Genomic DNA, 13806 nt, shown 5'->3' with positions numbered 1-13806 from the left:
CTTGACGCGGGAGCGGGCGGCCGGAACCCTCGGAGGAGTTCGTCGCCCGCTTCGTCCGGCTTTGGGGGTCTCTTGAGAGCCGCTCGTCTTGCTGTCCTGCTCACGTCGGTGCTGGTCCTGCCCGTGACTTCCGTTGTCGCACAAGCGGATCCGCCGCCCGCGCCGGTGTTCTCCGGCGGACAGGCGCAACCGGTGTTCGACCCGGCCGACGTGGTCAGGGAGAACCTCTGGGTCACCGCGCCGGTGGACAGCGACCACGACGGCAAGGACGATCAAGTGCACGTCGAGGTGGTGCGCCCGCGCGCCACCCAGCAGGGCATGAAGGTCCCGGTCGTGTACCAGGCGAGCCCGTACTACGCGGGCGGCAACGACGTCGCCAACCACAACGTCGACGTCGAGCTCTCCGTGCCGGGCGGTGCCCGCGCGGCGGAAGGCCCGCGGGTCGCGGCCTCCGGCGTCGGCCCCAATGCGGCACCGATCAGCTGGACGTACCAGAACTACTTCGTCGCGCGCGGGTTCGCCGTGGTCTACGCGGAATCGCTCGGCAGCGGCCAGTCGACCGGCTGCCCGACCACCGGCGACGTCAACGAGACCATCGGCGCCCGCTCGGTCGTCGACTGGCTCAACCACCGCGCGCCCGCCCGTGACGCGGCGGGCGCCCCCGTCAGCGCGGACTGGAGCACCGGCAAGACCGGCATGATGGGCGTGTCCTACAACGGCACCCTGCCCAACGCCGTGGCCAGCACTGGGGTGCAGGGCCTCGAGACGATCGTGCCGATCGCGGCGATCTCCAGCTGGTACGACTACTACCGCAACGACGGCGCCGTCGTGGCCGCGGGCGGCTACCAGGGCGAGGACGCCGACGTGCTCGCCGACTATGTCTACACCCGCGCGGACAAGGCGATCTGCCGTCCGGTGATCGACAAGCTAGTGGCGGATCAGGACCGGGTGACCGGCGACTACAGCCCGTTCTGGGACGTCCGCAACTACCGCAACGACGTCTCGAAGGTGCACGCCTCGGTGCTCGCGGTACACGGCCTCAACGACTGGAACGTCAAGACCGACCAGGTCGCCGAGTGGTACGCGGCGCTGCGCGCCCACGGCGTCGAGCACAAGATCTGGCTGCACCAGTCCGGCCACGCCGACCCGTACTCGCTGCGCCGTGACGTGTGGCTCGCGACGCTGAACAAGTGGATGTCCCACTACCTCTACGGCGTCGACAACGGCATCCAGAACGAGCCGAAGGCCACGATCCAGCGCGAGGACAAGTCCTGGACCGACGAGGCCGACTGGCCGGCGCCGGGCACCTCGGACGTGAAGGTGTACCCGTGGCCGGGCGGCAAGTCCAAGGGCACGCTCGACACCCGTAACCCGGTGCCGGGCAACCCGGCCGTCGAGACCTTGGCCGACGACGCGAGCAAGACCGTCGAGCAGCTCGCCGACGCGGCCTCTTCTGGCAACCGCCTGTTGTACTCGACAACGGCCGCGAAGCAGGCCGTGCGCCTCTCGGGCACCGCGCGGGCCGACCTGTCCGTGTCGTTCGACCGGCCCGCCGCGAACCTGACCGCGGTGCTCGTCGACCGCGCCCCGGACGGCAAGTCCCACGTGATCAGCCGCGGCTGGGTCGACCCGCAGAACCGCACCGACCCGGCGCGCACCGAGCCGATCACGCCCGGCACCACCTACCGGATCCCGGTCGAGCTGATGCCGAAGGACTACATCCTGGCGGCGGGCCACAAGCTGGAGTTCCTGGTGGCCTCGAGCGATCACGACTACACGCTGCGGCCGAAGCCGGGCGCGGGCGTGGCGATCGACCTGACACGGACGTCGGTGAGCCTGCCGATCACCGGCGGCAAGCCGGCGCTGCGCGGCGCCTTCGGCTGACCCGTTCCGCCTGAGCCGGACATAACGGAACAATGGGGCGGGCGGTGTTCGTTGTGCTCGTATGACCACGATCGAACTCGGCCCCCGGGACCTGCTGGTCGTCGCCGGGTGCCCGCCGCAAGTCCCTGAAGGCCACTGTGTCCCCAAAGGCCCGTCGCCTCGTCGGCGACGGGCCTGACGGCGTTAAACGCCGTCATGGTGGCCTTCAGGGACCACTGAACGCGGGGTCAGGTGGCCGCGATGCCCACGCGGTAGGCGAACGCCACGGCCTGCGCCCGGTCCCGCAGGCCCGCCTTGGCGAACAGGTGGTTCACGTGGGTCTTCACCGTCGCTTCGCTGACCACCAGCGTCCGCGCGATCTCGGTGTTCGACAGCCCGGCGGCGATGAGGCGCAGCACTTCGATCTCCCGCGAGGTCAGTCCTTCGACCTCCCGGGTGCGCACGGGGGTGCCGCGGGTCGCGGCCTCGACCAGCCGCCGCTGCAGCTCACCGTCCACTGTGGACTGTCCGTCGGCGGCGGAGCGCAGCGCCCTGGCGATGGCCTCGGCGTCCGCGTCCTTGGTCAGGAACCCGCGTGCGCCCGCCTTCAGCGCGGCCAGGAGGGATTCGTCGTCGGCGTAGGTGGTGAGCACCACGACCTCGGTGCCCGGATGCTCGGCACGGACCCGTTTGGTGGTCTCGACGCCGTCGCAGCGCGGCATGCGCAGATCCACCAGCAGGACGTCCGGCCGGTGCTCGGCGATCAGTTCGAGCGCGGCCAGCCCGTCCGCCGCGGAGCCGACCACCTCGACGCCCGGCAGCAGGCCCAGCAGGGTGACGAGGCCCTCCCGGACGACCGCCTGATCGTCGGCCAGCACTACGCGCAAGGCACCGTCAGGTGTACCCGCCATCCGTCCTCCACCGGCCCGCTGTCCAGTCGCCCGTCGAGCAGCGCGACCCGTTCCCCCATGCCCCGCAAACCGTAGCCTGCCGAGAGCGCCGCCGTCGGCCGCCTGCCCTGCCTGTCGGCGACCGTCAGCTCGACCCGCGACGGGGTGTAGGTGAGCGTCACCGCGACGGCTGCGTTCGGTGCGTGCTTGCGGGTGTTCGACAGGGCTTCCTGAACCGCGCGCACGAGCATCGTGCCCACGGCGGCGTCCAGTTCCCTGGCCTCCCCGTCGACATTCAGGTCGGCCCGCGCCCCGGTGTCGAGCCGGTACCCGGCCAGCAGGTCGGAGACCGCGCGCTCGACCGGGACAGCGTCCTCCCGCAGCGCGGCGACGGCCTTGCGGGCCTCGGCGAGTCCTTCCGTGGCCAGTTTCTGCGCCCGTACGATCTGGGCGACGACGTCGGGATTCGCGCCGTCGCGGACCAGCATCAGCCGTGCGCCCTGCAGGTTCAGCGCCAGCCCGGCCAGCGAATGCGCGAGGACGTCGTGCAGTTCGCGCGCGATCCGGGTGCGCTCGGCCAGCGCGGCGGCCCGCGCGTGCTCCTCGGCGGCCGTCTGGGCCCTGGCCAGCGCGAGTTCGGTCTGTTCGAGCTTGGCCGCGCGGGTGTTCCGGTTGATGCCCAGCAGCATGATCACCACCAGGAGCCCGGCCAGCGGCAGCGCGTCGATCCAGTTGACCTCGCGGTAGGTGGTCCACACCACGATCACCGTGGCGGCCGTGACCAGCGCGCCGATCGTCACCGGCTTGGACAGGGTCCGCACGGCGTAGAACGTGGTGGCGAACATCGCCACCGACGCCCAGCTGCTCGGCTGGACCACCCCCAGCGCGCCGCTCAGCGCGACCACCGCGATCGTCGCGACCGGCATCAGCCAGGCTGGCGCGGGGAAGACCCGCAGGAACGGCGTCGCGGCGAGGACGGTGACCGCCGCCAGCACCCAGGACAGCGGCGTCGCGTGCACTACGCTGGTGAGCATCGGGATCACGACGAAACCCCAGCGCGCCCAATCGAGCGCGGCGGGCTTCGCCTGCCGTTCACCTGCCTGTGTCGTCATCGTCGCGGCGCTCTTCCCTCGGGTCTTTATACGGAAAATGTACTTCGACCGGCTTCGCTGTGCCCTGTCCGGCTTCCCCGTTCGATGGAGGTATCCCATGTCCAGGTTGCGACGTCTGGCGACGCTCGCCGCGGCCGCCGTCCTGCCCGCGCTCGGCCTCGCGATCGCCGCGCCGGGCATGGCGTCCGCCGCGCCGAACTTCCAGGTCCCGTTCAAGTGCGGGGTGACCGTCACCGCGGCCACGTTCAGCGGCCACAACCCGCAGAAGTCCGTCGACTTCCAGAAGTCGGGCATCACCGGGATGCCGGTGGTCGCCTCCACCGCGGGCACGGTGACCAGGGTGGCGAACGAGGGCAGCACCAGCTACGGCCGCTGGATCGAGCTGGACCACGGCGGCGGCTGGCGGACCCGCTACGCGCACCTGTCCGTCCAGGAGGTTTCCGTCGGGCAGAAGGTGAACGGCGGCACGGAGATCGGCAAGGCGGGCGCCACCGGCGGCGTGACCGGTCCGCACCTGCACTTCGAGGAGAACCTCAACGGCGTCACGCAGAACGCCGTGCTGAACGGCGTGGCCGTGACCTACTACGGGCACCAGGACTTCACCAGCAAGAACAACTGCGGCGGCAACCCGTACTCGGCCGAGCAGGTGTGCGGCAGCGGGTTCTCCGTGGTCGACTCGGCGCCGCTGGCCACCGCCGGTACCGCGTACCTGCTGTACAACTCGTCGTCGAAGGCCAACTGCGTGACCACCTTGAAGGCCGTCTCGCTCGGCACGGCCACGGCCGCGTCGGCGTTCCTCGAGGTACAGGGTTCGGTCAGGGCAACCGACAAGGGCAACTTCACCTACTACGCCGGTCCCGTGAGCAAGGTGGCCGGTTCGACCTGCGTCAAGTGGGGCGGTTCGGTCGGCTCGAACACCTACGAAAGCCCGTTCGAGCACTGCGGCTGATCCGGTGCGGGGCGGGTCCTGGGGGCCCGCCCCGCGCTTCAGGCCGCGGCCAGCCGCCGCAGGATCCTGTCGTGGCTCAGCCCGTCCCAGTCCAGCCGCCGCAGCGTGCGGCCGGTGCGGCGGAAGTCCTCCCCGCCCAGCACGGACATGATGGTGATGGCGGCGTCCACCATCGGCGTGGCGACACCCGCGCAGCGCGCGAGCGCCTGGAGCGGCACCAGCGTGGAGCGGATGTCCTCGGTGAGGAACCGGTGGTCGAGGCTGGCCGGTGCCGCGATCGCCTTGTACGGCTCGACCGTGCGGATGGCGTCGAGCAGGCAGGTCCTGGTGCAGCCGTAGTAGCGGTCGAGCACCTCGGTCATCGGCAGCAGCCGTGCGCCGTACGCCTCGGCGACGGCGGCGAACTCGGCCTCGGTCCGTTCCAGCAGCGCCACCGTCCTCGGGGACAGGCCTTCGAGGTAGAACAGCAGGTCCTCGGCGCGGTCGATGGCGCCGAGGTTCGCCAGCGCGATCGGCACGTGGGCGACCGCGCCGAAGTCGTGCAGGCCGCGTTCGACCGGGTTGCCCGCGACCTCGAGCATCGGGAACCATTCGCACAGCTGCCCGGCGTGCCGGGTAACCGCCACGGGGCAGGACCCCGAAAGCAGGTTCCAGCCTTTGACGCCGAGCACCCGCACCCCGCCAGTACCGTCAGGCCGCGCGGCGAACAGCGCGTCGGTCTCGACGACGTCGACGCCGGGCGCACCGGCGACGGCCAGCGCGTGGGCGAATTCGACGCTGCCGCAGAGCTTGCTGGAGAACAGCACCACCACCTGACCGGGTGACAGGTAAGGCGCTATCCGCGCGGCCACCTCCGGGTAGGCCGTGGTGATCGTGGCGATCAGGATCACCGCCCGCCCGGCCAGCTCGGCGGGGTCGTCGCTCACCGAGCGGATCGGGAACCGGCCGTTCAGCGCCCCTTCCGCGTCGATCTCCCGGCGGTTCGCGATCCCGGCCACCGCTCGCGGATCCCGCGTGTGGAGATGTACCGGGAGATCCCGCGACGCCAGGTAAGCGGCCACCGCGCGGCCCTCACCGCCGGCGCCCACCACCCCGATCCCGCTGAACACACTCATTCCGCCCACTCCCGTCCACTCGGCACGTAGTGGACAGGTCGTTGTCCGCGGTGGGAAAGTTCCCCTCCCTCCTGTGGGGAAGGCGGGCAGGGTAGTCCACCCCACCGACAGGAACCGGCCTTCGCGCCCGGCGGCGGCCGGGATCATCCACACCGCCCCCACCTGTCCACAGATTCGCGCCGCCGTCCCCGCCAGGCCCCGGCCCGGCGCAAGGTGGGGCCATGACCACTTCCACCTCGACAGCCGCGACCAAGAACGCCATCAAGGACCCGGGGCAGCTGCTCGCCTCGCTCCCGTACCTGCTCGGTTTCCGCCCCGCCGAGTCGGTCGTCATGCTCGGCCACCTGGTGCCCCGGGGCACCAGGCTGGGGCTGGTGCTGCGCGCCGATCTGCCGCCGGACGAGCACGCCCGGCAGCAGGCCGGGCACCTCGCTGGCCGGTACGCCGGTCCGGAGTTCACCGCGGTCACGCTGGTCGTGATCGCCGGCCCCGGCACCCGGACGCACAGTCCACCTCACCGCCTTTTCGTCGACCTGCTGACCGAGGCGCTGGCCGCGGTGGGCAGACCTGTCCTGCACTCGATCTGGACACCGGAGATCGCCGGGGGCGCCCGCTGGGGCTGCTACCGGGACGAAGACTGCGGAGGTGTGCAGCCGGACGGGCAGAGCACTGTCGCGGCGGCGGCGATCACCGAGCTGGGGCACGTCACCTTCGACAGCCGGGAGGAGGTCGAAAAGCTGCTCGAACCCCGTTCGAAGGCCACTCTCGCCCGGCGTTCCGCGATGCTGACGGCCCTGACGGACCCGCCGTGGGGAGACCAGGACCCGATCGAAGCGGGCAGCGCCGAGGTCCGCGCGGCGCTGGGCCGGGTTTCGCGGGGCGATCACCAGCTCTCGGACGCCCAGGCTGTCCGCCTCGCCGTGGCACTGTCCCAGACCCAGGTGCGGGACGCCTGCCTGGGCACCGCCGTCCCCGCGGGCACGTCACTGGCCCGTGACGCCGAGACGCTGTGGCTCACCCTTGTCCGCGAGCTCCCGGCGCCCGAGCGCGCGGCCGCCGCGTGCTTGGCGGGCTACTCGGCCTATGCGCGAGGCGACGGTGCCCTTGCCGGGATGGCCTTCGAGAACGCGCTGGAGGCTGATCCGGAGTACGTCATGGCACAACTGCTCGCCGCTTGCCTCGACCGGGCGCTGCCCCCGGCGAAACTGGCCGGGCTCAGTATGGGTTCGCTTTTCGGCGGGCCCGGCGGGCTCGGCGAGCCACAGTTCAGGCCTGGTTCGCCAGGCGGGAGCGAGTGAACTCCCACGCGTCGCCGACGATGCCCGTCAGGTCGGTGCGCTCGGGCCGCCAGCCCAGCTCCTCGCGAGCGAGGTCGCTGGAGGCGACCAGCGTCGACGGGTCGCCCGCGCGCCGGGGGGCGACCACGGCGGGGATCGCGTGCCCGGTCGCCGTCCGGCAGGCCTCGATCACCTCGAGGACGGAGAAACCGGTGCCGCTGCCGAGGTTGTAGATGCGGTGTTCACCGGCCCGCGCGTGGCGCAGGGCCAGCAGGTGCGCGTCGGCGAGGTCGGCGACGTGGATGTAGTCGCGGACGGCCGTGCCGTCGGCGGTGGGGTAGTCGTCGCCGTAGATCTGGATCCGCTCCCGGTCACCGGTGGCGACCTGGAGGACGAGGGGGATCAGATGGGTTTCGGTCGTGTGGCGCTCGCCGAACGCGCCGTAGGCACCGGCGACGTTGAAGTACCGCAGGCTGACCGCGGCGATGCCGTGGGCATGGGCGAAGCTGGTGATGGCGTGGTCGATCGCGAGCTTCGTCGCGCCGTAGGTGTTGGTCGGCCGGGTCGGGGCCGTCTCCGGGATGGGGGAGACGTCGGGCTCGCCGTAGGTCGCGGCGGTCGAGGAGAAGACCAGGCGCGGGGTGCCGTGCGCCCGCATCGCCTCCAGCAGGCCCAGCGAGGTCACCACGTTGCCCTGCCAGTACTTGGCGGGGTCCACCATGGACTCGCCGACCAGCGATTTGGCGGCGAAGTGCAGCACCCCGTCGAAGCCCTCGCCGAGGATGTCGCGCGCCACCTCGGCGGCGTCCCCTTCGACGAACCGGGCCTGGGGGTGCACCGCGTCCGCGTGCCCGGTGGACAGGTCGTCCACCACCGTGACCTCGTGGCCCGCCTCGATGAGCCGGGCCGCGCACACGCCGCCCACATAACCGGCGCCGCCCGTGACGATCAGTTTCAGGGCCTTGCTTTGGTCGTCGCTCACGTTCGGGCCTTTCTCGTGCGGAGGGCGTCGGCTACGCGGCGCAGTGTCTCCTACTTAGGACGTGCCGCACGCTCCGGGGTTGGGTACCACCCCGGAGCCTCGCTAGACGGTGTCCCCGCCAGTGTTCCCACCAGCGTCCTTGCCCGCGCCGCGCGAAGGCACCGCGGTGAACATCCGCGGCCGCCGGTACCCGGCCTTCTCGAAAGCCGTGTCCACAGTGGTGCTCACACTGTCCACTTCGGACTCGCGGACGAGCGCGATGGCGGAACCGCCGAAACCGCCGCCGGTCATCCTGGCGCCCAGCGCGCCCGCCGTCAGCGCGGATTCGACCGCGAGGTCGAGCTCCGCGGTGGAGATCCGGTAGTCGTCACGCATGCTTTCGTGCGAGGCGTAGAGCAGCGGCCCGATCTCGGCCAGCCTGCCCGCGCGCAGCAGCTCCACCACTTCGAGCACGCGCTGGTTCTCGGTCACTACGTGCCGAACCAGCGGGCCGAGGTCCGCCGGGAGCCGGGTGAGCGCGTCCGCCAGCGTCTCGAGTGTGACGTCGCGAAGCGCCTTCACGTCAAGCAGCTCCGCGGCGCGCTCCGTCCCGCGGCGGCGCTCCCCGTAGCCGCCGTCGGCGTGGGAGTGTTTCGTCCGGGTGTCGATGATCAGGACCGCCACGCCCGAGGCCGCCGCGTCGAACGGGACGTGCTCGTAGACGCCCGAGCGGACGTCGAGGAACAGCACGTTCGACTCGGTGCAGCACAGCGAAGCCGTCTGGTCGAGCAGGCCGGTGGGCGCGCCGACGAAATCGTTCTCCGAGCGCTGCACCCAGCGGGCCACTTCCTGCAGGCTCGGCGTGCCGGGGGCGTTCCCGTCCAGCTCGATCCCGGCCAGGCCCAGCAGGGCCAGCGAGACGGCGCATTCGAGGGCGTGCGAAGAGGACAGACCGGCTCCGGAGGGCACGTCCCCCGCGATGACGACGTCGGCGCCGCGATCGAAACCCTCGTCCCGCAGGACCCAGGCGACCCCAGCCGGGTACGCGGCCCAGCCCTCGATCCCACCGGGCCGCAGTGAGCCGATCTCCAGGGGACCGGAGTGCTGGAGCTTGCCGTCGGACCCCAGGGTGGAGACCGTGAGCACCTGGTCGTCACGGCGCGAAGCCGCGGCCGCCAGGCGGTGGGGCAGGGCGAAGGGCAGGACGAAACCGTCGTTGTAGTCGGTGTGCTCGCCGATCAGGTTGACCCGGCCCGGCGCCGACCACACTCCGCCGGGAGCGCGGCCGTGCACGCTCCGGAAGGCCGCCGCGGCCTCTCCGGCCGAGCTCACCGTGCCTGGGCCAATACCGCGTGCAGGACGGAGCTGGCGACCTGGACGGTGCTGTGCTCCCCGGTGACCTCGATGGTCGAGCCGCTGCTCGACTTCGAGACGCGCACGGTCTGCCCCGGCACGATGCCGACGCTCTTGAGCTCGGTCATCAGCGACTCGTCCAGCTGCACGTGCTCGGCGATCCGGCGGATCTCCACCTTGCCGCCGCCCGCCCTGGCGAACTCGTCGAGCCGGACGAGGTCCGGCTCCGGCGGCGGGGCGGGCTGCTCGCCCGCGGCCAGTTTGTCCAGCCCGGGGATCGGGTTGCCGTACGGCGACGTGGTGGGGTGGTCGAGGAGCTTGACCAGCTTGCGCTCGACGGCCTCGCTCATGACGTGCTCCCAGCGGCACGCCTCGTTGTGCACGTGCTCCCACTCGAGCCCGATGACGTCGACGAGGAGGCGTTCGGCGAGACGGTGCTTGCGCATGACGGCGATGGCGAGCTCGCGGCCGTGGTCGGTGAGCTTGAGGTGCCTGTCGTCCGCGACGATCACCAGCCCGTCGCGTTCCATCCTGGCGACTGTCTGGCTCACGGTGGGGCCGCTCTGCTGCAACCGCTCCGCGATCCGCGCGCGCAGCGGGACGACACCCTCTTCCTCGAGCTCGTAGATCGTACGCAGGTACATCTCTGTGGTGTCGATGAGATCGTTCACGCTGTCCCCTTCGTCCGCAGTTGCATATCGTAGTCGCTGGCCCCGACACTCACGGTCACGCGTGGGGATAACAAGTCGTGTGGCGGGGAAAGTCCGCCCGAGCTGGGTGAACGACGACCGGACCCGGAGGATGGACGGATGCGCACCATGATCACCACCACGGACCTCGCGGCCCTGCTCGGCGCCGCGGCGTTCCCGCCACCCGTGGTCCTCGACGTCCGCTGGCGCCTCGCCGGCCCGCCGGGGGCCGATTCGTACCGCGAAGGCCATCTCCCCGGCGCAGTTTACGTGGATCTCGACCAGGCGCTGGCGGGCGAGCCCGGCGAGGGCGGCCGTCATCCGCTGCCCGCTCCCGGCGACCTCCAGCGGCACCTGCGCGCCGCGGGGGTCCGCGCGGGTCACCCGGTCGTGGTCTACGACGACGCCGACGGTTCGGTCGCCGCGCGGGCCTGGTGGCTGCTGCGCTGGGCCGGGCACACCGAGGTCTCCGTGCTCGACGGCGGTTACGCGGCCTGGGTCACGGAGGGTCACCCCGTGAGCACCGACGCGGCCGAGCCCGCCGAGGGGGACATCGTGGTCGAACCCGGCGGGATGCCGGTGCTCGACGCGGACCAGGCGGCCCGGCTGGCCCGGCGTGGCGTGCTGTTCGACGCCCGCGCCCGGCCCCGGTACGCGGGGGAGACCGAGCCGGTCGACCCGCGCGCCGGGCACATCCCCGGTGCGGTCAACGCCCCGTTCACCGGGCACCTCGGCGAGGACGGCCGCTGGCTGCCACCCGGCGAGCTCGCCGAGCGTTTCGCCGGGCTTGGCGCCACCGCGGGCAAGGCGGTGGGCGCCTACTGCGGCTCCGGCGTCACCGCCAGCTCGGTGGTCCTCGCGCTCGAAGTCGCCGGTCACCCCGAGCCCGCCGCGCTGTACACGGGCTCCTGGTCGCACTGGTCACGAGACCCGGCGCGGCCCGCCGCGACCGGCGACCGGCCCGGCTGAGGCCCGGCCGTTCGGGGGCGGGTGCCGTGCCGGGGGATTACAGTGCGGACATGCGGGCACCGGCTGTCGTTTGGGACTCCTCGCTGCTGGGTTACGACCTCGGCGGCGAACATCCGTTCAACCCGGTCCGGCTCGAACTGACCATCCGCCTCGCCACCGCGCTCGGCGTGCTCGACGGTGTGGAGCTCCTCGTCCCGGACGCCGCGGGCGAGGAGGAGCTGCTGCGGGTGCACGCCCAGGAATACCTCGAAGCGGTCAAACAGGCGCCGATGGCGGGCTGGGACGTCGGCCACGGGCTCGGCACCGCCGACAACCCGGTGTTCAGCGACATGCACGAGGCGTCCGCGCTGGTGGTCGGGTCCAGCCTGCTCGCCGCCCGCAAGATCGCCGGCGGCGAGGTCACCAGGGCGGTCAACATCGCCGGTGGGCTGCACCACGCGATGCGCGCCGCCGCGTCCGGTTTCTGCGTCTACAACGACTGCGCGGTGGCCATCTCCTGGCTGCTGGACCACGGGTTCGAGCGGGTGGCCTATGTGGACACCGACGTGCACCACGGCGACGGCGTCCAGGCCGCGTTCTACGGCGACCCGCGGGTACTGACCGTTTCCCTGCACCAGCATCCCCTCACCCTGTGGCCGGGCACCGGCTATTCCGCGGAGACGGGCACGGACGGCGCCGAGGGCACTTCCGTCAACATCCCGCTGCCGCCGGGCACCAGGGACGCGGGCTGGCTGCGCGCGTTCACCGCGGTCGTCCCGTCCCTGCTGGAGCAGTTCCAGCCGCAGATACTGGTGACCCAGTGCGGGGTCGACTCGCACGAGGAGGACCCGCTCGCCGACCTGTCGCTGTCGGTCGACGGCCACCGCGCCATCTACGCCACCTTGCGCGAGCTGGCCGACACCCACGCCGGGGGCCGGTGGCTCGCCGTCGGCGGCGGCGGGTACCAGCTGATCCGCGTCGTGCCCCGGTCGTGGACGCACCTGATCGCCACGGTGCTCGACCGTGACGTCGCGCCGGAGACGACGCTGCCGTCGAACTGGACCCGGATGGTCGCCAAGGCCTCGCCCGCCGCCGAGATCCCGGCCCGGATGACCGACGACCGGGAGACCGCGTTCAAGGCCTGGGGCGACGGCGCGGACGAGCAGGTCGACGTGGCCATCCGCGAAACCCGCCGAGCGGTGTTCCCGCTGCACGGTCTCGACCCGGACGATCCGAGGGACTGACATGGCAACCGACGGTCCCGAACCACCGAACACCGAGCCACCGAACACCGAGGGCCCGCGCGATCCGTTCGACTACCCGCGGCACTGGGAGGCCGACGTCGTGCTCGCCGACGGCGGCACCGTCCACCTGCGGCCCGTGGTGCCCGACGACGCGGACGGCCTGGTGGCCCTGCACGGCAGGCTCTCGGAGCGCAGCCGCTACTTCCGCTACTTCGGCGCCTACCCGCGGATCCCGCAGCGGGACCTGGTCCGCTTCTCCACCGTCGACCACCATGACCGGGTCGCCTTCGTCGCGCTGCTGGGCGACGACGTGGTCGCCGTCGGCCGCTACGAACGGCTCGACCACGGCGGGTCGGCCGAGGTGGCGTTCCTGGTCGACGACGCGCACCAGGGCCGAGGGCTCGGCTCGATCCTGCTGGAACACCTCGCCGCCGCCGCCTCGGAATGCGGGCTGCGCCGGTTCGTCGCCGAGGTGCTCGCCGAGAACTCCCCGATGGTCCGCGTCTTCCGTGACGCGGGCTACCAGGTCAGCCGCGAGATCGAGGAGGGCGTGCTGCACCTGGAGTTCGACATCGACCCCACCGAGGAATCGCTCGCCGTCGCCCGTTCGCGGGAGCAGGCCGCCGAAGCGCGCAGCGTGCACAACCTGCTGCACCCGCGGGTGGTCGCGGTGATCGGAGCGTCGACCGATCCGACGAAGATCGGCTACGTCGCGCTGACCAACCTGCTCTCGGCGGACTTCGCCGGCACGGTCTACCCGGTGAACCCCGAGCACCGCTCGGTACGCGGCGTGCGCGCGTATCCGTCCGTGGTGGACATTCCCGACCAGGTCGACCTGGCGCTCGTCGCGGTGCCCGCCGAGGCCGTCGAGTCCGTTTTGGACGGTGCGCTGGCCAAGGGGGTCAAGACACTGCTGATCGTGTCCGGCGGCTTCGCCGAGGCCGGTCCGCACGGCCTGCACGCCGAGCTGCGGCTGGTCGGCGAGGCCCGCGCGCACGGGATGCGGGTGGTCGGGCCGAACGCGCTGGGCGTGCTCAACACCGCGAAGTCCGTCCGCCTCAACGCGACGCTCGCCCCCCGCCTGCCCGCGCGCGGGCGCACCGGGTTCTTCTGCCAGTCCGGCGCGCTCGGCACGGCGATCCTCGCCGACGCCGAGGCCCGCGGCCTCGGGCTCTCGACGTTCGTCTCGGCGGGCAACCGCGCCGACGTCTCCGGCAACGACCTGCTGCAGTACTGGGAGACCGACCCCGAAACCGACCTGGTGCTGCTGTATCTGGAGTCCTTCGGCAACCCGCGCAAGTTCGCCCGCCTCGCCCGCCGCCTCGCCCGCACGAAGCCGATCGTCGCGGTGAAGTCCGGCCGGCACGCGGTGCGCCCCCAGCTGGCCGCGGCCTCGGCCGAGGTC

Annotated in this window: 12 protein-coding genes; 6 read left to right on the top strand and 6 right to left on the bottom strand. The window is 71.9% G+C overall.

Going from position 1 to position 13806, the window contains the following annotated elements:
- Nucleotides 1-72 precede the first annotated feature (72 nt).
- Nucleotides 73-1884: a Xaa-Pro dipeptidyl-peptidase gene (locus tag QMK34_RS01580; RefSeq protein WP_326410510.1), complete on the top strand. Its 1812-nt coding sequence runs from the start codon at nt 73-75 to the stop codon at nt 1882-1884.
- Nucleotides 1885-2111: 227 nt separating this feature from the next.
- Here QMK34_RS01580 and QMK34_RS01575 read toward each other — a convergent pair whose 3' ends face one another.
- Both QMK34_RS01575 and QMK34_RS01570 read right to left on the bottom strand, forming a co-directional pair.
- Entirely contained in the window at nt 2112-2774 is a 663-nt protein-coding gene (locus QMK34_RS01575) for a response regulator transcription factor (RefSeq protein ID WP_326410508.1), read from the bottom strand.
- Nucleotides 2741-3865, bottom strand: a complete 1125-nt coding sequence (locus tag QMK34_RS01570; protein WP_326410505.1) for a sensor histidine kinase — start codon at nt 3863-3865, stop codon at nt 2741-2743. Before QMK34_RS01570 ends, QMK34_RS01575 begins: the two co-directional genes overlap by 34 nt.
- 97 nt (nt 3866-3962) lie before the next feature.
- Between QMK34_RS01570 and QMK34_RS01565 the strand changes: the two genes are divergently transcribed.
- Nucleotides 3963-4814: a M23 family metallopeptidase gene (locus tag QMK34_RS01565; RefSeq protein WP_326410499.1), complete on the top strand. Its 852-nt coding sequence runs from the start codon at nt 3963-3965 to the stop codon at nt 4812-4814.
- A gap of 38 nt (nt 4815-4852) precedes the next feature.
- Here QMK34_RS01565 and QMK34_RS01560 read toward each other — a convergent pair whose 3' ends face one another.
- Entirely contained in the window at nt 4853-5929 is a 1077-nt protein-coding gene (locus QMK34_RS01560; RefSeq protein WP_326410496.1) for an NAD/NADP-dependent octopine/nopaline dehydrogenase family protein, read from the bottom strand.
- A 221-nt stretch (nt 5930-6150) separates the two neighbouring features.
- Between QMK34_RS01560 and QMK34_RS01555 the strand changes: the two genes are divergently transcribed.
- Nucleotides 6151-7227: a DUF4192 domain-containing protein gene (locus QMK34_RS01555; RefSeq protein WP_326410492.1), complete on the top strand. Its 1077-nt coding sequence runs from the start codon at nt 6151-6153 to the stop codon at nt 7225-7227.
- Here the strand turns inward: QMK34_RS01555 and galE are convergent.
- From galE to QMK34_RS01540, 3 genes are all read right to left on the bottom strand, one after another.
- Complete coding sequence (gene galE, locus QMK34_RS01550) at nt 7196-8188, bottom strand: UDP-glucose 4-epimerase GalE (protein WP_326410489.1); 993 nt, start codon at nt 8186-8188, stop codon at nt 7196-7198. The two genes, QMK34_RS01555 and galE, sit on opposite strands and share 32 nt — an antisense overlap.
- A 102-nt stretch (nt 8189-8290) precedes the next feature.
- Entirely contained in the window at nt 8291-9499 is a 1209-nt protein-coding gene (gene galK, locus QMK34_RS01545; RefSeq protein WP_326410486.1) for a galactokinase, read from the bottom strand.
- Nucleotides 9496-10191 carry a metal-dependent transcriptional regulator gene (locus QMK34_RS01540; RefSeq protein ID WP_326410483.1) on the bottom strand — a complete coding sequence of 232 codons (696 nt, stop codon included), beginning with the start codon at nt 10189-10191 and terminating at the stop codon, nt 9496-9498. The genes galK and QMK34_RS01540 overlap by 4 nt, the downstream gene beginning before the upstream one ends.
- A gap of 138 nt (nt 10192-10329) precedes the next feature.
- Here QMK34_RS01540 and QMK34_RS01535 point away from each other — a divergent pair, with 138 nt between their 5' ends.
- From QMK34_RS01535 to QMK34_RS01525, 3 genes are all read left to right on the top strand, one after another.
- Nucleotides 10330-11178, top strand: coding sequence for a sulfurtransferase (locus QMK34_RS01535; RefSeq protein WP_326410480.1), 849 nt, complete (start codon nt 10330-10332; stop codon nt 11176-11178).
- Between the two features lie 50 nt (nt 11179-11228).
- A complete protein-coding gene (locus tag QMK34_RS01530; RefSeq protein WP_326410477.1) occupies nt 11229-12401 on the top strand; it encodes an acetoin utilization protein AcuC in 1173 nt (390 codons plus the stop codon).
- A gap of 1 nt (nt 12402) precedes the next feature.
- Nucleotides 12403-13806 (top strand): GNAT family N-acetyltransferase (locus QMK34_RS01525; protein ID WP_326410474.1); only part of this gene is annotated, 1404 nt, incomplete at its 3' end.

Source organism: Amycolatopsis sp. H20-H5 (assembly GCF_035828755.1).
GTDB lineage: Bacteria > Actinomycetota > Actinomycetes > Mycobacteriales > Pseudonocardiaceae > Amycolatopsis.
The sequence above is the reverse complement of the archived record's forward strand: the minus strand, read 5'-3'. Positions and strand labels throughout refer to the sequence as shown.